Source organism: Bacillus sp. WC2503 (assembly GCF_052682895.1).
Map to the genome: position 1 here is coordinate 3,931,589 of NZ_JBQYMD010000001.1, position 21,358 is coordinate 3,952,946.

Genomic DNA, 21,358 nt, shown 5'->3' on the forward strand with positions numbered 1-21,358 from the left:
CATAAAAGTTCCAAGGTTTTCTACTTATTAACTTAATCTAATAATCGTTAGAGTAGCTCCTGGCGTTGCCGTAGATAATGTAGCCAGTGCAACTACTCCAAATAATTGCAAACTAACGGCAGCTCCAGCAGGCAAATTAGCAATTATTGTTGCACTAAATGAACCAGTAGCCACTGCTGGGGAGTTTATCGTTCCCGCAAGCGGACTTCCATTTACAGTTATACGCGAACTTACAAGTAATCCTGCTGTTAAATTAATTGTATAGGCTATATAATAATTCCCTGCATTGGCAACTGTAAATACAGTATTTCCACCACTAACGGTTATTCCTGGTCCAATATTTTGATTGTTTGGTAATGGGATATTTGTACCGCCTAATAAAACAGAAATAACACTTCCTGATGTATTATTCGCAAATGCATACGTTGCAGTTGTACTAACTCCAGTCACCCCGGTCGCTCCAGTGGCTCCGGTTGCTCCAGCTCCGGTTGGACCTTGAATTCCTTGCGGGCCTTGAATTCCTTGTAGCCCTGTTGCTCCGGTTGCTCCGGTCGCTCCCGTGACTCCCGTTGGTCCTTGAATTCCCTGTGGGCCTTGCGCTCCTGTTGCACCCGTGTCCCCGGTTGGGCCTTGTGGACCTTGTAAGCCTTGCACTCCTTGAGGACCTGTTGGACCTATTTCCCCTTGCACTCCTTGTATTCCAGTTGGGCCTTGTGGACCGGTCGGACCTTGGATTCCTTGTATCCCTTGAATTCCCTGTGGTCCTTGTGCTCCCGTCGCCCCGGTTACTCCTTGTATCCCTTGTAGACCTTGTTCTCCTTGAATTCCTTGTGGTCCAGTTGGCCCTTGAATTCCTTGAGGACCTTGTATTCCTTGTGGACCTTGATCTCCCGTCGCCCCAGTTACTCCTTGTATCCCTTGTGGACCTTGAATTCCTTGCGGGCCTGTTGGACCTATTTCTCCTTGCACACCTTGTATTCCTTGTGGACCCTGTAAACCCGTCACTCCGGTTGCTCCCGTTTCTCCTGTCGCTCCTGTCACTCCAACCGGCCCTGTCGCTCCGGTATCTCCGGTTGCCCCTGTCGAACCGGTTGCTCCGGTCGGTCCAGGTGGCCCACCGGATGGACCTGTCACTCCTGTCGGACCTGATGGTCCCGTTGGGCCAGTCGGTCCTGCTGGTCCTCCTGAAGGTCCCGTTACCCCTGTTGGACCTGTTGTTCCAGTTGGACCTGTTGTTCCTTCCCCTGTCGCCCCAGTTGCTCCCGTATCTCCTGTCGCTCCCGTCGGACCTTGTATCCCTTGAATTCCTTGTGGTCCTTGCACTCCTTGTGCACCTGTTGCTCCTTGAATCCCTTGAATTCCTTGCACTCCCTGTGGCCCCATCGGACCTGTTGGACCAATTGCCCCTTGAGCACCTTGCACTCCTTGCGGGCCCTCTGGACCGGTTGCTCCTATTTCCCCTTGTATCCCTTGAATTCCGGTTGCTCCTTGTGCTCCTGTTGCTCCCGTTATCCCTTGCACACCTTGTATTCCCTGTATTCCTTGTGGGCCTTGTGGGCCCGTTGCTCCTACCGGTCCTTGTATGCCTTGTATCCCCTGTGGCCCCTCTGGACCCGTTGCTCCAACTGGACCTGGCACTCCTTGTATTCCTTGCGGGCCTTGAAGTCCCTCTGGGCCTTCTGGACCTGTTGGGCCTATCTCACCCATCGGACCTTGTATCCCTTGAACTCCTTGTGGTCCCGTTGCTCCTGATGGACCTGGTACTCCTTGTATACCTTGTGGACCTTGATCTCCTGTTACTCCTGTTACACCTTGAGGTCCTATAGCTCCCTGTATACCTTGTGGGCCTTGATCTCCGGTTGCTCCCGTTATTCCTTGAATCCCCTGAACACCTTGGATCCCTTGCTCACCAGTTACTCCCGTCGGACCAGGAATACCTTGAATTCCCTGTGGCCCTTCTGGACCTGTTGGGCCAATTGGCCCTTGAATTCCTTGTATCCCTTGTAGCCCTTGTAGCCCCTGCGCACCTGTTTCTCCTGTACTTCCTGTCGGACCGGTTAGCCCCTGACCTGTTGCTCCAGTATTTCCAGTTGCTCCTGTTGGTCCTGTCACCCCTGTACTTCCACTCGGTCCACCCCCAGGACCTGTTGCTCCTGTCGGGCCAGTTGGACCTGGAGGGCCTCCTGAAGGTCCAGTTATCCCTGTTGGACCTGTTATTCCTGTCGGGCCTGTAATCCCTTGACCTGTTGCTCCTGTTGTTCCCGTACTTCCACTCGGTCCCTCTGTCCCTTGGATTCCTTGCACTCCTTGAATCCCTTGTGGACCTGTTGCTCCCGGTATCCCTTGCACTCCTTGGATTCCTTGAGAACCCTCAGGTCCGGTATCTCCAATCGGACCCTGTAATCCCTGTACACCCTGTATCCCTTGTACTCCAATCGGACCTGTTGGACCAATGGGCCCTTGTAATCCTTGCACACCCTGTAAACCTGTCGCTCCAGTTTCTCCTTGTGGACCTCTCAATCCTTGTGGCCCCTGCTGTCCTTCTGGTCCAGTTGCACCTATTGGCCCAACTGATCCTTGTATCCCTTGCACACCTTGAGGTCCTGTCGGGCCCATCTCCCCCATCGGACCTTGTAATCCTCTTGGTCCTTGAGGTCCTGTTGGGCCTTGTGGACCGGTTGGACCAGTAATCCCTATACCTGTAAATCCAGTTGGAACAGGGGGAAAAGTAGGCCCAATAAGTTCGGGTGGAATTCTAAAATTAGAGCTTAACGAATTTTGCTTCCGATTATTATCACGATTCTTCACACTTTCACCACCTACAAACCGTCTTTTTCATAATAAATAAGCCTCTTCTTAATCTATTTACAAAAATAATTTCCAAGACTATTTTTATTTTAAATAATAAAAACTCCCTTAATTCCTTAAGGGAGTCCAGCAATTGAATCCATATTATCTGTATTCGGGACAGCTTGCGCTATACTCGATGCATTTACACTTTGCCCCATATTTGTTCCTGTTACAGTACCAGCAGGAGTACCTCGTGTATATGTTGTCGTCACAGAATCACCCGGCTGTAAACAAAGCTTCGTCTCTGTTCCTATTACTGTAACAACATCAATCCAAGTACACCCCATTGAACCACTATACGATTTCGTAGCAGTAAATGAAGTATCACTCAAATTGTCACCTGTAAATATATTCCCAGTATTATTAACAATAACAAACTCTTTTATATGCGCAGGCATAATTACACTCTACCTTTCCTCTACGAACCTAATGTACGTGTGCTCGTTGCTAATGGCGGAAGGAATACTGATGTTCTAATCACCGCTTCTGGCTGCCTTTTTCCATTTAAAAAAATAGCCGCACTCGATCCTCCAGCACCCGCGTATATTTTCGCTACAGCTAAAGGTGAGATATCATAACAGTCGCCGACATTAACAGCTCCTGTATTATTAATAATTTTTACTTTACGCAAATTAATCCCCATTTCCCCCTCCTCCTTTTGTATACTGTATGCAAAAGAAAAAAACTTGAAACAGACTCGTTTCAAGTTTTTAGTAATTAACTATTTCATTTCGCCTTCATATTGAAGCATACCGCCAACCATATTCACTGTTTTAAATCCTTGCTCATTTAAATAATGGCATACATTCTCACTGCGCATTCCCGAACGGCAAATAAAGATATATTCATTCTCTTTATTAAAGAAGTCTACTTTATTTGGGATATCACCCATTTTAATATGTACCGCTTCTGGAATTTTCCCTGCTGCTACTTCTTCATCTTCCCTTACATCTACTAAAAATAACGTTTCTCCATTTTCTAAACGTTCTTGTACTTCTTCTGTTGTAATTGTTTTTACTTCTGTCATATGTCGTTCCTCCTTATATACAATAAAACCTTTCGTTTCTTCTTTAAACAACCATTTCTAATCAATTTTAGCATGCAAAAGAAGGAACGCAAAGAATGGAGAATTTATTTCTCAATTTCTCCGTAAAACTTATTCTTTACAAACATCTCTATCGCATTGTATCCTCAATATACTTGTTTTATGAAAGGAGTCGATTAAAATGACACTTTTTCTTTTCATTATGAGCATTATTTTTTTAACCGCCGCAATTATTGTACTCAGCATGAAAAATAATAAAAAGTTAAAATCTCCCCAAGAAATGTCATTCTTATTTCTATTACTTAGTATAGCGTTCTTCGGTATAGCAATCGCTACATATATTTTCCGTCTACAAATCATGTAAAAAAAGGTGCCTACTACACATATTGCACCTTTTTCACATCATTTATTTTCTACACAAAACTAGACACTTTCCGATTTAAAAATTCATAAACTTTCTTTTCAAATAAATGGATATCTAACGCTCCCGCCATATGCCCATTTATACTTTCTATTTCATAGACCTCCGCATACTTCCCTTGTTTTTGCAAAATGTCTACCATTTTATAATTGTAACGAGACGGCTGAAGTAAATCTTGTTTACACGGAATCATAAGTACATTCGCTTTTATTTTAGAAAGAGCCTCTTCCAAAGAAGAAAATCCATGCGCAATATCATGCAATAAAACTGCTTTCGCAGTGTACATCCACGAATTTGCATCTACTAACTCTATACTTTTGTATGTCACTTTATTTATCTCTTTCTCAAATGATGTTAATGTAGAAAACTTTTCATAAGGTTCTACCTCAATACTGTTACGAGGAAATTCCGTTTCATAAAAATGCTCATCAAAAGCGTTCATAAACATCATTCTGTTTGCTAAATGAAGCCCCTGCATTGGCTGTGTTTCTCCATATTTCCCGCCCTTCCAACTTGGATCTAGTTGAATTGCTTCAATCGCATTTTGCGCTACATTTACTGACGTTATAATTGGATTTTGCGGGTTCGTAATAACGCCAATCATTCGCTCTACCATATGAGAGTAGTGAACAGCCCATTGCTGCGCAATCATTCCACCCGCCGACGGCCCTATTACAGCATGTAACCTTGAGATTCCCATATTTTTTATTAACTCATATTGTATACGAGCTACATCAAGAAAGGTAAACACAGGGAAATCCATAACATACTCTTCCCCTGTTTCTGGATTAATCGACTTCGGTCCCGTTGTAATTACATACGGGTTCTTCACCTGTACATTACAAAGATTATCAGTACATATAACAAAATATTTATTTGTATCAATCGCTTTTCCAGGTCCAATTAGCCCAGCCCACCAACCAGACTCCTCATCATGCACAGTATATTTTCCTGCTGCATGACTTGTTGCACTAAAATAATGACAAACCAAAATGGCATTTGACCTTTCTCTATTTAAAATACCATACGTCTCATATCCCATTTGAACAGGAATTTCCCTACCATTTTCAAATGTAAACTCATTTAATGCAAACTTCTCTTTTTTTACAATTTGCACAGACTCTCCCTCTTCCCGTTATAGTATGAACTGCTTACTAAAGGTTTTTTTCTATGCAAATCAATCTCCTTCTTCTTTTCATAAATAAATGAATAATATACAAAATTAGCCACAAAATAGCACTATATTACAAAAATCAAAGAGGGCATACATATGATTTGGAATTGGCTACGTAAGAAAAAAAAATCAAATTCAACAGAGACAAAAGAAGCAGATAACCCGAAGCAGCAGCCTAGTAATCAAGAGATTGTGAACAAAGATCAGACTAGAAGTATGAAACATAATAAAGGTGATAGTAGCGAGCAAAAAAACTCGAAACAAGATGATTACTCTCATAAGAAACAGCAAAATTCTAAAAAAGATGATCCTTCTCATGAGAAACAGCAAAATTCGAAACAAGACGATTCCTCTCATGAGAAACAACAAAACTCGAAACAAGACGATTCCTCTCATGAGAAACAGCAAAATTCGAAACAAGACGATTCCTCTCATGAGAAACAACAAAACTCGAAACAAGACGATTCCTCTCATGAGAAACAACAAAATTCTAAGCAAGACGACTCTTCTCATGAGAAACAACAAAACTCTAAACAAGACGATTCCTCTCATGAGAAACAACAAAATTCTAAGCAAGACGACTCTTCTCATGAGAAACAACAAAATCCTAAACAAGACGATTCCTCTCATGAGAAACAACAAAATTCTAAGCAAGACGACTCTTCTCATGAGAAACAACAAAATCCTAAACAAGACGACTCTTCTCATGAGAAACAACAAAATTCTAAACAAGACGACTCTTCTCATGAGGAACAGCAAAACTCGAAACAAAATGATTCTTCTCAGAATAAACAACAAAGCTCTGGAAGTAATAGTATTTATGATTTTTCGAAGCCAGAAAAAGACCGTATTCATTCACTACAAGATTTAATAGAGAAGCTCAAGAAGTCTAGTGATTTTGTTAATTATCACACATCTGATGATGAAACGATGCCATATTGGATTTCTTACTATCGTCCTTCACTTGATGGGGAGAAATTGCAAAAGTATTTAATGCCTACTCTTTTGGAACGACCTAATGCTTCACTAGAAGAACTGAAGGAACATATTCCGATGAGTGGTATCACAATTACGAATGACTTACAAAAAATTGAGGACATGGTTTTAAAAGGACATGCAATTATTCAATTGAAGCAGCAAGATCAAAAATGTATGCTTGCAAACATTGCAATTGATAATTATCGTGCACCAACCCCTCCTTTAAACGAATCAACTGTTATTGGACCACAAGAAGGTTTCGTAGAGGATATTGATACAAACATTAATTTAGTTCGAAAACGTCTTCCTGTTTTAGATTTACAAACAAAAGAAATGATTATCGGCGAGTTTTCCAAAACAAAAGTTGTCATGATGTATTTAGACAACCTCGCTGAAAAAGATAATGTAGATTTTCTCGAGGAATCATTACGCGCTCTTGAATATGATCAAATTAATGATAGTGCTTATATACAAGAATTGATGGGTGAAAAATCGATTTTCCCTCTCTATATCAATACAGAACGCACTGATAGAGTTACAAAAGCACTCATTGATGGAAAAATCGCTATTTTTGTTGATGGTTCTCCAAGCGTGCTACTTACTCCAGTATCCTATTTCGATTTTTTCATTTCACCAGAAGACTATAACGTCTCCTGGATGTACGCTACATTTTCAAGGATTTTAAGATTAATCGCCGTTCTATTTTCAATCTGCGCTACACCGTTATACGTTGCAGTTTTAAATTATCATTATGAACTCATTCCAAGTGACTTACTTGAAACTTTGATTTTATCAAGGGCACAAGTACCGTTTCCACCTTTAATTGAAGCGCTCTTTTTAGAACTTGCAATCGACTTATTAAGAGAAGCTGGTGCGAGGTTACCGATGAAAGTTGGTCAAACGCTCGGTATTGTAGGCGGTATCGTAATCGGACAAGCATCTGTACAAGCTGGTTTAACGAGTAACATTTTATTAATTATCGTTGCACTATCAGCACTCGCTTCTTTTATTACACCTATTTATAAAATGGGTAACGCTGTTCGATTACTACGCTTTCCTTTTCTTATGTTTGCAGAAATAGGAGGACTTTTCGGGATTTCTCTTGGATTTATCTTTTTATTTACTCATCTATTTAGGCTTACTTCCTTACGTAAGCCGTACGCTTTGTTTTATCCGACAAGACAACAATCCGTTAAAGATTCTTGGATTCGTTTCCCTTTAACAATGATTGATACAAGAGATGTACAAGCAAGACCACAACATGTAAAAAAAGCAGCGAAAGGAATTTCAACAAAACATAGATCGGACTTCGATGATTAAGAAATGAGGTGCATTGATGAGTAAAGTTCAAGAAAAATATCAAATATCTCCTGTCTTTGTTTTCTTCTTAATTCACAGTGCACAATTTGGTGCCGGAGTTCTCGGATTCGCTCGAATTATTGCAAAAGCTGCTGGATACGACGGTTGGATGGGAGTTTTAATCACAGGATTCTGTATCCATGTTCTTATATGGATGATGTATGTCTTATTAAAAGAAACAAACGGTAATTTAATTGATTTACATCGGCAAACATTTGGAAAATGGCTTGGGGACGGTATTAATATCATCTTTGCTGCTTATTTTTTAATCGTCAGTATTTCCGTCATTCGAACATACGTTGAAATTATTCAAGTGTGGATGTTTCCTACCGCTTCAACTTGGATGTTAACACTTTTTTTATGCTTAGTTAGCTACTACATTATTTCTTCTGGCTTTCGTGTCATTACTGGTATTTGTGTTATATCTGTTGGTGGTACATTGGGATATTTATTGCTTAGCCTATTTGTTTTGAAATACTCACATTGGGATAATTTACTTCCTATATTCACCCATTCTTTTTCAGATATTTTAAAAGCCTCTCAACTGTCTATCTACAGTATGACCGGTTTTGAGATTTACCTCATGGTTTATCCATTTGTGAAAAAACCTATGCAATCTCATAAATACGCTCAATACGGGGCACTATTTTCAAATCTTCTATATTTATTTAGTACCCTTTTAGCCTTTGCATTTTTTAGTGAGAAACAATTGTTAAAAACGATATGGTCGCAACTTTCTATGACCCAAGTAATCCAATTACCATTTATAGAAAGACTAGAATATATTGCAATTTCAGGCTATGCACTTGTTATTGTTACAAGTTTTATTCTTCCCTTATGGGCAGCGACAAGAGGAACGCATGAAATATTTCGTGTAAAACAAAGAGGAATTTTAATCGCTTTTATCCTTATCACCCTCATTGTTTCACAACTTTTAACAAACAGACACGATATTAATAACTTTATTAGTAATGCATCAAAAGTTAGTTTTTGGCTCATTTATGTATACATCCCAATTCTATTTATTATTGTGTGGGTGAAAAGAAAATGGAAAAAATCAAAAGCAAATTAATACTTATTTCTTGTATAACATTCTTCAGTTTAACTGGATGTTTACAAAAAAATATTATCGATGATGTACAACTTATTCAAGGAAGCGTTTTTGATGTAGCAAAAGGTAATAAAGTAAAAGTGACATTCGTTTGTCCCATTCAGAAAAAAGGAAATAAAGTTCAAGTTTTTGAAGGTAGCGCAAATGCGGTGAAACAAGTAAAAGCAGACACATCTTTAGAGTCTTCTCAACCGTTTGCTAGCGGACAAATGCGTGTCGCTCTATATACGATAAGACTTGCAAAAAAAGGAATGTCTACTTCATTCGATACATTACTTCGAGATGTGAATATAGGAAACGCTTTATATGTTGCTTTATTAGAGGGGAATGGTACCGAACTTTTAAAAGGCAAATATACAACTTCATATAACGTTGCAATTTATATAAAAAAGTTGCTAGAACATAATATGGAGACCGGTCCTTTACCAACGGATAATCTGCATGTAGGAGCATTCCGTTATTATCAAGAAGGGCAAGACTACTATATTCCAATTTTAAAGAAACATGGTGATAAAATAAACATCACCGGAATTGGTCTTTTTAAAAAAGATAAATATATCGGTAAAATTGCGCAAAAAGATATGTTCATATTTAAAGGACTGTTAGAAAAACATAAATTAGATTCACATGAATTTAAAACAGATTCTGCGTACGTAATGATTAATAATATTCGTTCTGTTCCAACTTACGATATAAAGATTAAAAACGGAAAGCCTTCTTTTTTCATTCACGTTCATCTTGATGCACGTATTCAAGAATTATCAAAACAAATTAACTTAGAAAATAACAAGAACACAAAAAACATTGAAAAAAATGTACAAAAGCAATTGGACGTACAGGCTGCCAAATTAATTAAGCAGTTCAAATCTTTAGGCGTCGATCCCCTCGGGCTAGGAGCAAAATATAAACACCATTATCGCCCCTTCAAATTAGAAGAGTGGAGACAAATGTACAAAGATGTTCCGATTCATATAAAATACACCGTAAACATTACAAATTCTGGTGTAATTGAATGAGAAATGATTGAACTCCTCTCTCCGGCATGATACAACGGATAGAGGAGTTTTTATTTTAGATAGAGAGAGAAGATATTTATGGGGGAGCTTATGTCTAAAAAATTAGTAAAGCCTATTTTAAACGGTATTTTATTTCTCGGCGTCTTTTTATTTGCTCATACATACTTAAAAAATGTTTCCTTCACACGTTATTTACTTGTCGTTATACCGATGTTACTCGTTGGTATGTTCGGCATCGACCTTATTTTATCCATTTTAATAAAAAAAGAAGAATAACGAGCGAGGATGTCTCATAAGTCGAGATTTTTGACTAGATGACATCCTTTTTATTTTCTATTTTGGAATCAGCGCTACAGTACATGAATTTATATCAACGATTTTTCAAATATATCTACCATAACTCAAAATATATCAACGATTCGACACAAAATATCGATTTACCTACAAAAATTGACAATAGTAACAACCCATACTAAGAAGAGAATGTTTCAATATATTTTTAGAACATCCTTTTTTTATTTAATAATCACCTTATGTTACAATGAAATTCGGCACAAAGTGAGAAAGGATGAAACAACATGACAAACGAAAAAGGTTTAGATAAAGGGTACGAGCTTGTTGCAAAAATGCATGAAGATTTCGGACATCCTGTAACAAATACTCCAACAAAACTAACAGAAGAGCGCGCAAAAATCCGTGCAAGTTTTATGCAAGAAGAGCTAGAAGAATTTCTAGAAGCAACTACTGTTGAAGATCAATACGATGCACTTATTGACCTTATTTACTTTGCATTCGGAACGTTTGCAGAAATGGGCGTACGTCCAGATAAAGGATTCGAGATTGTAAACAACGCAAACATGGCAAAACTATTCCCTGATGGGAAACCTCGATTCCGTGAAGGCGACGGCAAAATTTTAAAACCAGAAGGCTGGCAAGCACCAGAACCACAACTTCGTGCTGAAATTGAACGTCAGCGCCAAGAAGCTGAAAAAAACTGCTAGGATTTCCTAGCAGTTTTTTATTATGTCTTTTTTTCTGCAGCTCATTAATGACCCACGTGCCCCGCGTGTCCTGCTGCTCCACTAATACTAGCTGCTCCTGCTGCTGCCCCTGCTCCTCCTGCTCCAATTCCCCCTGTCCAAGGAGACGATTGTTGCTGTTGTTGATATTGCTGATATTGTTGGTGCTGTTGGTGCTGTTGACCTTGGTGTCCATGATGTTGGCCTTGGTGCCCATGATGACCGTGTTGGCCTTGATGACCTTGGTGATGGTGGTGACCTTGGTGTCCATGATGTTGGCCTTGGTGGTGATGTCCATGGTGACCATGTTGGCCTTGATGACCGTGTTGGCCTTGGTGAGTTTGATAAAGAACAGCTTGCGGATGAATGTGGTGGTGACCTTGGTGATGTACTTGTTGTTGGTGATGACCATGATGGCTGTGTTGACCTTGATGGCCGTGTTGACCTTGATGGTGGTGATGACCTTGATGGCCATGTTGACCTTGATGGTGGTGATGACCATGATGGCCGTGTTGACCTTGATGGTGGTGATGACCGTGATGGCCATGTTGACCTTGATGGTGGTGATGACCGTGTATGACTTGCGGATACCCACCTACTCCTCCTGCTACAACACCTACTCCTGGTACAGGGAATCCTGTCTGTCCCCCTCCAACGAAAGAAGGAAATGTAGTTGGTACTCCTACTGGAATTCCAGTTTGTGCGCCAGCTACTGATGTCGGAAATCCTCCCGTTAACGTTGGAATTCCAGTTTGCATGCCTGCTACTGATGTTGGAAATCCTCCATGTGCTCCACCCATCCAGCTCGGAATTCCACCGTATCCTTGTTGCCCTGCTCCTCCCATTAACATCATTTGTTCATAACTATCCGATCCACCTCCGAAGAAGCCATGCGGTGCATTATTGTCCATCCCTTTCATTCCTTTCACCCCTTGTTTTCAATTTAACCTACCTTTTGTATCATATTTCCTAGTTAAAAATAGGTGTTTGTCTGCATAAGAATTCCTAACCTTTTTCCTCATTCGTGATAGAATCAATTGACTGATTATTCTTTCACCACTTTAAAAGGAGGCATTTCTATTGAGAAACGTTACAAAAGCTTCAAACGACGATTTAGATTCAATCTTACATATAGATATTGATGTAATCGGAGACGATAGTAGACGAAATTATATTAAACACGCTATTGATGAGGAGAAATGCATCATTGTAAAAGAAGACAATTCTATTTTAGGTTTTCTGACGTATGATACGAACTTCTTTAGCTACACGTTCCTCTCATTAATCATTGTTTCGCCAACAAAAAGAAGACAAGGCCATGCAAGCTCATTAATCTCCTATATGTTAAGTAATTCTCCTACGCAAAAAATTTTTTCTTCAACGAACGAATCGAATGCAAATATGCAAAAAGTTTTTAAAGCGAATGGATTTATGCGTAGTGGAATAATTGAAAACTTAGATGAAGGTGATCCAGAAATTATTTTCTATATAAAAAAGCTCAGAGCATAAAGGCTCTGAGCTTTTCTTTCATTCATTAGTTTGCAACAACGTTAACAAGTTTGCCAGGAACGACAATTACTTTACGAACTGTTTTTCCTTCGATTTGTTCTTTAATTGCTTCAAGTGCAAGTTGTTCCATTTCTTCTTTTGATGCGTCTTTACTCATTGTTAATTTTGCGCGAACTTTGCCCATAATTTGAACAACGATTTCAACTTCATCTTCTACAAGTTTAGACTCATCAAATGTTGGCCAGCTTGCATATGTGATTGTTTCATTGTAACCAAGCTTGCTCCAAAGTTCTTCCCCGATATGAGGTGCAACTGGTGCAATCATTTTTACGAAACCTTCTACATATTCTTTCGGAAGTGTATTAGCTTTGTATGCATCGTTGATGAATACCATCATTTGAGAAATCGCTGTGTTGAAGCGAAGCTCTGCATAGTCTTCTGTTACTTTCTTCACTGTTTGATGGTAAGCTTTTTCAAGCTCTTTATTTGGTGCATCAGTAATTTTCTCACTTAATTCACCGTTATCTTGAACGAATAGGCGCCATACGCGGTCTAGGAAACGACGAGCTCCGTCAAGACCATTTTCAGACCAAGCGATTGAAGCATCTAATGGTCCCATGAACATTTCGTATAGACGAAGTGTATCTGCACCATGGCTCGCTACGATATCATCAGGGTTTACAACGTTACCTTTTGATTTACTCATTTTCTCGTTGTTTTCACCTAGAATCATACCTTGGTTGAATAATTGTTGGAACGGCTCTTTCGTTGGAACTACACCGATATCATATAATACTTTATGCCAGAAACGAGCATATAGTAAGTGAAGTACAGCGTGCTCTGCACCGCCGATATAAATATCAACTGGAAGCCATTGTTTTACTTTTTCAGGATCTACAAGTGCTTCGTTATTATTTGGATCCATGTAGCGTAAGTAGTACCAACAGCTACCAGCCCATTGTGGCATTGTGTTCGTTTCACGACGACCTTTTTTACCAGTTTCAGGATCAACAACATTTACCCACTCGTCAATGTTAGCAAGTGGTGATTCACCTGTACCTGAAGGACGGATGTTTTCTGTTTTCGGAAGAACTAATGGTAATTCTTCTTCTTTCACAGCTGTCATTGTGCCATCTTCCCAGTGGATTACTGGAATTGGCTCACCCCAGTAACGTTGACGGCTAAATAACCAGTCACGTAGACGGTACGTTACTTTTTGATTTCCTGCGCTCGTCACTTCAAGCCATTCAATCATTTTTGCGATTGCTTCTTCTTTATTTAAACCATCAAGGAATGCTGAGTTTACGTGTGCACCATCACCTGTGTATGCTTCTTTCGTAATGTCTCCGCCTTTTACAACTTCCTTCATTGGAAGATTGAACGTTGATGCGAATTCATAGTCACGCTCATCGTGAGCTGGAACCGCCATTACAGCACCTGTTCCGTAAGTTGCAAGAACGTAATCAGCAATCCAGATTGGTAATTTCTCACCGTTTACTGGGTTAACTGCGTAAGCACCAGTGAATACACCAGTTTTCTCTTTCGCAAGTTCTGTACGCTCTAAATCACTCTTCATTTTTACAGAATTAATGTAAGCTTCTACAGCTTCTTTTTGCTCAGCAGTTGTAATGTCAGCAACAAGTGCATGCTCTGGAGCAAGTACACAGTAGCTTGCACCGAATAGTGTATCAGGACGCGTTGTGAAAACTGTGAATTTTTCATCTGTACCGTCGATGTTAAAGTGTACTTCTGCACCTTCAGAACGACCAATCCAGTTACGTTGCATATCTTTTAAGCTTTCTGGCCAATCAAGCTCATCTAGATCTTCTAATAGACGATCTCCGTAAGCTGTAATTTTTAACATCCACTGTCTCATCGGACGACGCTCAACCGGATGCCCACCGCGCTCACTCTTACCATCAATGATTTCTTCGTTTGCAAGTACTGTACCAAGCGCTGGACACCAGTTTACAGGTACTTCATCAACGTAAGCTAAGCCTTTTTCAAATAGTTTTAAGAAGATCCATTGTGTCCACTTGTAGTAGTTTGGATCCGTTGTATTTACTTCACGATCCCAATCATAAGAGAAGCCTAATGCTTTAATTTGATTACGGAACGTATTAATATTAAGCTCTGTAAATTCTGCCGGGCTATTTCCAGTATCAAGTGCATATTGCTCTGCTGGAAGACCGAATGCATCCCATCCCATTGGATGAAGAACGTTATATCCTTGCATACGCTTCATACGAGATAAAATATCTGTCGCTGTATAACCTTCTGGATGTCCTACGTGTAAGCCTGCACCTGATGGATATGGAAACATATCTAGTGCATAAAATTTTGGTTTTTCTGTCTCATCTGGCGTACGGAATGTTTTATTCTCTTCCCAATATCCTTGCCACTTCTTCTCAATTTCTTGATGATTAAAGCTCATGAGATACCCTCCTTGAAATTCTATTTATTTTCACCGCCCAAAATACAAAAAACCTCTCATCCCTAGAAAGGGACGAGAGGTTATAGATTCCCGCGGTACCACCCTAAATTAATGTAAAATATACATTCGCTTAGATCCGTAACGTGGATTAACGGCAATTGCTACTATTAGTTTCACAACTGCAACTCAAAGGCGAGTTCATAACGAAACGTGGATTGACTTGCACCGACCGTCAACTCTCTAAACCCGCTTCTATTACTACTACTCCTTTTCACTGTTATTACAAATATGAGTTAATTAAATATATTCTAAAACATGTTACATGTTCCGTCAAACTAAACTGCAATTTTTTCTTCAACTGTTTCTTCTACTTTTACTCGTTTGTCATAAATGCTCGTTGCTATAAGCGCTACTACCAGCATTACCATGATCGCGATAAACAATACTTCCATATTGTATAAATCAACAATTGCTCCGCCGACGACTGGTCCGAACATTTTCCCTACAGTCGCCGCACTATTTACGACCCCTTGATAAAATCCTAATTTATCTTTCGGTGCAAGTATATTTGCAATGGTCGGAACCGCTGGCCATACGAATAACTCACCAATCGTTAATGTTACCATCGCAACGAGGAACATCGTAAATTGCTGCGCTTGACTTAACACAATGAATGAAGCCGCAAAAATGAAAATCCCAATCATAATTTGTTGTTTTAAAGAACGCTTCATCCAGCGAATTAGCATACTAACGAGCGGCTGCGCACAAACGATCATCGCTCCGTTTATCGTCCATAATAAACTATAGTGACGAAGGCTAATATTTAATTCTTGCATATGTGTTGCAATCGCCCCTTGCCACTGTACGTATGTAACCCAGCATAAAGCATATGCTACACACACAATAAGAAGTGCTTTGAATCCCGGTGTAAGTGACCACCCTTTTTTCGTTTCGACTTCTTTTTGTACCTCTGACCCTTTTTTGTCTTCCATACCACGGAATCCAATAAAAGCAATTAAGAAGAAAACAAAGTATAAAATAAAGTTCGCTAAGAAAATATAATCAAAACGATACGACGCAACTAAGCCACCGCACGCTGTTCCAATCGCAATACCAACGTTTTGTCCAACATACATCGCATTAAATGCTCGTCTTCCGCCCTCTGGCCAAACTGTACCAACCATCGCATACATCGATGGAAAGACCATTCCAGAACCAAAGCCAATTAATGCTAGCCATACAACATATAACGGCCAACCATGGAAGAACACAAGACCTAAAATCGATACGAGTGTAATGACAATTCCTACTAAAATTGATTTATAACCGCCCCATTTATCAAATAAAACACCGCCGAGCAAGTTTCCGATTACACCAGTAAGCGAGTTGATCATTAATACCATTCCAGCCACTGATAAAGATTTCCCTAGATGATCATGCAAATAAATTGTATTAAAAGGCCATAAAAAAGAAGCACCCGTGACATTAATAATCATCCCAGCTACTAATAGCCATACTTTCCTTGGCATATTCTCCCCTCCTATTCTATTTTTTTCGTTCATATATAACAGTAAAATTGTAGTCGTTTTTAAATAGGAAGGCAATTGATTAATAGTTGATGAAATTCAGATAATGGTTTATCGGTAAATGAAATTATATTGATTGTCGCTTGAAAATATATCAGAGATTTTCTAATTATATCGACTTACCGAAAAAAAACGACAGCAGCAACAATCTATAAAAAAGAGGAGACTGCATTCACTTCATGCAGTCTCCTCTTTTTTATATTACCCAACTTCTTTTTCTCGCTTCGCACGTTCTTTAGCGCTCCATTTAAATATTTTATCCAACAGAGAGTATATCCTCCCAGACTCTTTCGTTAACAAAGGACCTAACGATGCCAATATTAACACGTATAAAGCTGAGAATGGTTTAATCGTCGCCATTAAGCCGCCCGCAATTCCAATATTCGCGACAATAATGGAGAACTCTCCGCGTGATACAAGCGTTAATCCGATATTCGTAGATGCCTTATGTGATAACCCTGCTTTACGTCCCGCAGCCATTCCAGCGATAAAATTACCGATGAGAGTAATGAAAACTGCTCCTAAGGCCAACCACACGGCTCCTCCAAGAGAAAATGGATCTATACTTAAACCGAAACTGAAAAAGAATATAGCTCCAAAGAAATCACGAAACGGAACGACAAGATGCTCGATTCGATCACTATGCTCTGTTTCAGAAAAGACAAGCCCTAATAATAACGCTCCAATCGCCTCAGCAACATGAATCGTTTCTGAAAAACCAGCCACAAAGAATAAAATAGCGAATATTACGATAATAAAAATTTCGTTAGACGAAATATCTAATACTTTATTTAGGAACGGCGTAGCTTTTCGAGCGATTATAAAGAATAATAACATATAGCCTACTGCGATTAAAACAGATGTAAGAGCACCTATAAATGACGTTGCACCTCCGAGTACTAACCCTGAAACAACTGACAAATATACAGCTAAAAAGATATCATCAAACATAATGATTCCTAAAATTAGCTCCGTCTCTTTATTACCAGATCGCCTTAAATCAACAATTACTTTTGCGACAATTGCACTCGAGGAAATTGTTATGATTCCGGCAATAATTAATGTTTCTAATAAGGGGAAACCCATTATATATCCGTAAAGCAAACCTAATATAAAATTAAGCGATATATGAACAGTTCCCCCAAAAGCAATCGACTTTCCTGATTTAATTAATTTTTTTATTGAGAATTCTAAGCCTAAATAGAATAGGAGGAATATGACGCCAACACGGCCGAGGAAGGAAATTACTTCTCCGCTTTCAATAAACCTTAAATCGATAAGCCCTAAATCTGGGGCATGAGGCCCCACTAGCATACCAAGTATAATGAGAAACGGAATAATCGAAAACTTTAACTTTGCAGCGAGAATTGTTGCAAAAGCTACTAATACTAACGCAGTTCCAACTTCAAAGACTAAAGTATCCATCGATTATGAGTCACCTCCCGCTGAAAGCAACTCATTAATAATTCTCTTCACTTCATGTCTTTCACCCGATAATACGAGCATATCACCAGCCTCAATGATAGAATCTGGACCTGGATTGAAAAATTTCTTCATATTCTTTTTCAAAATAGCAATGATTGTTACGTTATATGTTTTTCGAACATGTAAACTACCAATTGTCTTTTGTACGACTGGTGCGTTATTTTCTATTTTAAACCACTCAATTGATAATCCTTCAAAAGCCATCTCAATCGTGTCTAACGCTTGTGGCCTATAGACCATTCCACCTAATATAGCTGCAATTTGTCTCGCTTCAGAATCGCGAAGAGAAATGCTTGAAATACTCTCATCATGATCCACATCAAAATGATACATTTCTCTTCTTCCATCATCATGAATAACGATAACCATTTTTTCATTACCTTTCGTAATTACTTCAAACTTACAACCAATACCCGGAAGTTCACTTTCTCTAATATTCATATTTTCCGCCTCCTAAAATTTTTAGTTACGGCTTTTACAAATCTACATCGATCTCCGTTTTAAACTTTTCATCTTTTGAAATACCTAAATATTTGAGCGTTTCTGATGGCGTTGCGTGATGGAAATGTTTTTGCAGTAGCGCAATCGCTATTCCTCTTTTGTACGCGTGAAACCCAAATGTTTTTCTCATTGAATTCGTTCCAATCTTCCCAACAATTCCAACTGCTTCCGCAGCATTATGAATCACCCGATAAGCTTGTTGACGCGTAATTGAATTTGTCGTTTTATTAGATTGAAATACGTAGTTTTCTCTTTGAGCATCAAAAGATTGTACGTACGCTAAAAGCGCTTCCTTTACTTTTGTATTTAAATAAATATCTTGTTTAAATTTTTCATCTTTCACAGGAAGAGAATAAAACTCTTTAGCAGTTCCATCTTCATTTAATACATCTTCAAACTTCATACTAAGGAGCTCAGTAATTTTTAAACCCGTGTTAATTCCAATAACGAATAAAAGATAATCTCGCTGGGAATGCTCTTTCAAATATTTTTTCATAGCCTCAATTTGGCTTATATCTTTTAATGCCTCTACAACTTCCATACATGTATTCTCCTCATCTTATGAACGGTAATTTTCTCATCATGTTGTCCATTTTACCTTATCATGCTATGGGAATTCCATGTATTATCCATTTCCTTTTAAATTTTTTACGCTATACAATTGAAGCGATATACTTTAATGCACCTAAAAATTCTGGATATTTATGATTTGGAAACTTACTATTGTAAAAATACGTTGCGGTTAGAAAAATAACGAGGAATAAAGATGAAAATAGTAAAACTTCTTTGGACCTTAGCGCTATACTTATAACTTCAAATAAAGATCCATCTTCTTTCTGCAAGTTGGATTCCTCCTTTCATTTCCTGCTACTTTATATGTTTAGTTTATGTTACTTAATTATATTTTATAACATAATTAAGTAACGTATCAATGTTTTTCGTTATTTTTTCTGAAAATAACAAAAATACCGAGCACCCTACGCTCGGTATTTTTGTTATTAGTCCTCTTTCGGAAGAACAATTCCTTTATACAATTGAACTGTAATGAAGTAATAAATCGCATAAATAACTACGAAAATTACAATTGGTACCCAAATACGGAAGTACGGATCAAGTAAAATAAATCCGAAAATATTCATACCAACTAATACGTGAGCAATACCGACAATTGCCGGGAATAAGAATACTAAGAATAACTCTTTATAAATAGATTTTGTTAATAATTCACGGCGCACCCCGATTTTACGAAGCATTTGATAACGCGTAATATCTTTTGATGCACCAGACAGAATTTTAAACATTAAGCAACTTGCCATCATCGCTAAGAAAGCAATGCCAAGGAAGAAGCCCATAAACACTGTTCCACTCGCAAAACCGTAGAACATGTCGTAAGCTTGATATTTACTGTTCATTCTTTCAGCCGTTACATTTTTATATTTATCTAGCTGCAACTCGTCAAGTTTTTTCCATTCTTTTGTATATGTTAAGAAATCATCTACTTTTCCGATAAATGCTATACCTTCTTTACCATTTATCCCATCGTACATTTTTTGGTCTACAATTTTAATCGCATGATCTTCGTATATATAATATGGATGGATTGTACTAAAAGCATCAACCCATTCTTTTGGAAGTTCTTTAGCGTTCGCATCTGTTTCATTCATGTCTCTAGAAACTGCACCTACTGGTAGTTCCTCTGAAGCTTTCTTCGTATTCACTAAATCTTTCATCGATTTCATGTTTGCCATATCTTTTACTAAAGGACGATTTTTCTCTAAATCCTCTTTTATATAGTAAACGTATTTATCATCTACTTTGTAACGATATTCGTTTTTCTCTTTAAATGTAATACCGTCTAAAATTTTCTTTTCTTCAGCTGTTGGGTTATGAACTACTGAATCATATATTACTAAACCATCTACCATTTTTATAACATTATTTTTAAACGCCATACCACCTGAAATTGCACCCGCTCCAAGAGCAACTAACATTGCTACTGTCGCAAGCACTTTCGTTAAACTATTAATACGGAAGTTTAATTGTGCAAAAGTAAAAGCGTTAAGCCCTTTTTCGCTTCGTTTTTTATTACTTTTTAACTTTTTAATAATAACAGGAAGAAGCGATCCAAATAGCATATAAGTACCAGCTGTTGTTGTAATTAATGCAATAATGATTCCCATTTCTCTTAGTTTTTCCATATAAATCATTGATGCATAGCCAATACCTAATAAAATAACCGCAAGGAATGCAACTAAACCTGTCATTTTCCCTTTTACCGCAACACGTTCTGTTTGTGCATCTGCATGTACAAGTTGTAATACAGAAATACGAGATAATTTAATACTATTCATAATTGCTGATAATACAAATAGTGCAAAGAAGAAGATGCAAGTAACAGTCATAGATGGTAAATAAAATGCTTTATAGCCTTCACCAGCAAATTCTAATTGTTTCATTAATAACTGTCCGATACCTTCTGCAAGTCCTACACCAACTATAATACCAATCGCAAGAGACGCAGCACCTAATACGATTGTTTCAATAAACATAAGTAATGTAACTTTATGTTTTTTTGCTCCTAACATCATATACATACCAAACTCTTTTTGACGAAGAGATAGTAAGAAAGAGTTCGCATACAAAATATAGAAGAACGTTATAATAGCTAGTAAAAATGAACCTGCTTGGAATACAAATCCAATTTGACCAATAGTAGAATTTTCCTTAAGGAAGGCCTCGTTTAACGCTAACGTTTGGAACATATAAAAAATTGAAATCGACATGACAAGACCAACCAGTAAGACGATATAATCTTTCAGCTTACTTTTTAGTCCTGACATGGAAAGTTTGAATAACATGCCAAAGTCTCC

20 protein-coding genes and 1 other annotated feature are annotated in these 21,358 nt (G+C 38.5%); of the genes, 7 read left to right on the plus strand and 13 right to left on the minus strand.

What is annotated here, in order from left to right:
• Window positions 1-27 precede the first annotated feature (27 nt).
• The 4 genes from ACUN26_RS20220 to ACUN26_RS20235 form a co-directional block, all read right to left on the minus strand.
• On the minus strand, window positions 28-2,808 hold the full coding sequence (locus ACUN26_RS20220; protein ID WP_000796074.1) for a BclA-related collagen-like exosporium protein: 2,781 nt from the start codon (window positions 2,806-2,808) through the stop codon (window positions 28-30).
• A 116-nt stretch (window positions 2,809-2,924) separates the two neighbouring features.
• Window positions 2,925-3,248, minus strand: coding sequence for a hypothetical protein (locus ACUN26_RS20225; protein ID WP_001110863.1), 324 nt, complete (start codon window positions 3,246-3,248; stop codon window positions 2,925-2,927).
• Between the two features lie 20 nt (window positions 3,249-3,268).
• Window positions 3,269-3,493, minus strand: a complete 225-nt coding sequence (locus ACUN26_RS20230) for a spore germination protein (protein WP_000512461.1) — start codon at window positions 3,491-3,493, stop codon at window positions 3,269-3,271.
• Between the two features lie 78 nt (window positions 3,494-3,571).
• Window positions 3,572-3,877 carry a rhodanese-like domain-containing protein gene (locus tag ACUN26_RS20235; protein ID WP_000141215.1) on the minus strand — a complete coding sequence of 102 codons (306 nt, stop codon included), beginning with the start codon at window positions 3,875-3,877 and terminating at the stop codon, window positions 3,572-3,574.
• 199 nt (window positions 3,878-4,076) lie between these two features.
• On the opposite strand from ACUN26_RS20235, the gene ACUN26_RS20240 reads away from it, so the two are divergent.
• Window positions 4,077-4,259, plus strand: a complete 183-nt coding sequence (locus ACUN26_RS20240) for a hypothetical protein (RefSeq protein ID WP_000171892.1) — start codon at window positions 4,077-4,079, stop codon at window positions 4,257-4,259.
• A gap of 49 nt (window positions 4,260-4,308) precedes the next feature.
• Here ACUN26_RS20240 and ACUN26_RS20245 read toward each other — a convergent pair whose 3' ends face one another.
• Window positions 4,309-5,433, minus strand: coding sequence for a homoserine O-acetyltransferase family protein (locus ACUN26_RS20245; RefSeq protein ID WP_001167598.1), 1,125 nt, complete (start codon window positions 5,431-5,433; stop codon window positions 4,309-4,311).
• Window positions 5,434-5,586: 153 nt separating this feature from the next.
• Between ACUN26_RS20245 and ACUN26_RS20250 the strand changes: the two genes are divergently transcribed.
• The 5 genes from ACUN26_RS20250 (at window position 5,587) to ACUN26_RS20270 (ending at window position 10,955) form a co-directional block, all read left to right on the plus strand.
• Entirely contained in the window at window positions 5,587-7,788 is a 2,202-nt protein-coding gene (locus tag ACUN26_RS20250) for a spore germination protein (RefSeq protein ID WP_080990484.1), read from the plus strand.
• A 16-nt stretch (window positions 7,789-7,804) separates the two neighbouring features.
• Window positions 7,805-8,899, plus strand: coding sequence for a spore germination protein (locus tag ACUN26_RS20255; RefSeq protein WP_000049096.1), 1,095 nt, complete (start codon window positions 7,805-7,807; stop codon window positions 8,897-8,899).
• Window positions 8,875-9,954, plus strand: a complete 1,080-nt coding sequence (locus tag ACUN26_RS20260; RefSeq protein ID WP_000411381.1) for a Ger(x)C family spore germination protein — start codon at window positions 8,875-8,877, stop codon at window positions 9,952-9,954. Before ACUN26_RS20255 ends, ACUN26_RS20260 begins: the two co-directional genes overlap by 25 nt.
• Before the next feature lie 90 nt (window positions 9,955-10,044).
• Window positions 10,045-10,230 (plus strand): hypothetical protein, encoded by a 186-nt coding sequence (locus ACUN26_RS20265; protein WP_000038783.1) that lies wholly within the window; start codon window positions 10,045-10,047, stop codon window positions 10,228-10,230.
• 302 nt (window positions 10,231-10,532) lie between these two features.
• A complete protein-coding gene (locus tag ACUN26_RS20270; protein WP_000180546.1) occupies window positions 10,533-10,955 on the plus strand; it encodes a hypothetical protein in 423 nt (140 codons plus the stop codon).
• Between the two features lie 44 nt (window positions 10,956-10,999).
• Here the strand turns inward: ACUN26_RS20270 and ACUN26_RS20275 are convergent, their stop codons facing one another.
• Window positions 11,000-11,893, minus strand: coding sequence for a hypothetical protein (locus ACUN26_RS20275; protein ID WP_000677560.1), 894 nt, complete (start codon window positions 11,891-11,893; stop codon window positions 11,000-11,002).
• Window positions 11,894-12,053: 160 nt separating this feature from the next.
• Here ACUN26_RS20275 and ACUN26_RS20280 point away from each other — a divergent pair, with 160 nt between their 5' ends.
• Window positions 12,054-12,482, plus strand: a complete 429-nt coding sequence (locus tag ACUN26_RS20280) for a GNAT family N-acetyltransferase (protein WP_001246766.1) — start codon at window positions 12,054-12,056, stop codon at window positions 12,480-12,482.
• A 25-nt stretch (window positions 12,483-12,507) separates the two neighbouring features.
• Here the strand turns inward: ACUN26_RS20280 and leuS are convergent, their stop codons facing one another.
• The 7 genes from leuS to ACUN26_RS20315 form a co-directional block, all read right to left on the minus strand.
• Window positions 12,508-14,916, minus strand: a complete 2,409-nt coding sequence (leuS, locus tag ACUN26_RS20285) for a leucine--tRNA ligase (RefSeq protein ID WP_000009469.1) — start codon at window positions 14,914-14,916, stop codon at window positions 12,508-12,510.
• A 65-nt stretch (window positions 14,917-14,981) separates the two neighbouring features.
• Window positions 14,982-15,200: a binding site (T-box leader), on the minus strand.
• A 51-nt stretch (window positions 15,201-15,251) separates the two neighbouring features.
• On the minus strand, window positions 15,252-16,445 hold the full coding sequence (locus ACUN26_RS20290) for an MDR family MFS transporter (protein WP_001137542.1): 1,194 nt from the start codon (window positions 16,443-16,445) through the stop codon (window positions 15,252-15,254).
• 258 nt (window positions 16,446-16,703) lie between these two features.
• On the minus strand, window positions 16,704-17,927 hold the full coding sequence (locus tag ACUN26_RS20295) for a cation:proton antiporter (RefSeq protein ID WP_000380438.1): 1,224 nt from the start codon (window positions 17,925-17,927) through the stop codon (window positions 16,704-16,706).
• A 3-nt stretch (window positions 17,928-17,930) separates the two neighbouring features.
• Window positions 17,931-18,428, minus strand: coding sequence for a cation:proton antiporter regulatory subunit (locus ACUN26_RS20300; protein ID WP_001026058.1), 498 nt, complete (start codon window positions 18,426-18,428; stop codon window positions 17,931-17,933).
• Window positions 18,429-18,462: 34 nt separating this feature from the next.
• Window positions 18,463-19,029, minus strand: coding sequence for a tyrosine-type recombinase/integrase (locus ACUN26_RS20305; RefSeq protein ID WP_000454203.1), 567 nt, complete (start codon window positions 19,027-19,029; stop codon window positions 18,463-18,465).
• Between the two features lie 112 nt (window positions 19,030-19,141).
• Window positions 19,142-19,330: a hypothetical protein gene (locus tag ACUN26_RS20310; RefSeq protein ID WP_001168330.1), complete on the minus strand. Its 189-nt coding sequence runs from the start codon at window positions 19,328-19,330 to the stop codon at window positions 19,142-19,144.
• Window positions 19,331-19,486: 156 nt separating this feature from the next.
• Window positions 19,487-21,346 (minus strand): FtsX-like permease family protein, encoded by a 1,860-nt coding sequence (locus ACUN26_RS20315; protein ID WP_000897747.1) that lies wholly within the window; start codon window positions 21,344-21,346, stop codon window positions 19,487-19,489.
• Between the last annotated feature and the right edge of the window lie 12 nt (window positions 21,347-21,358).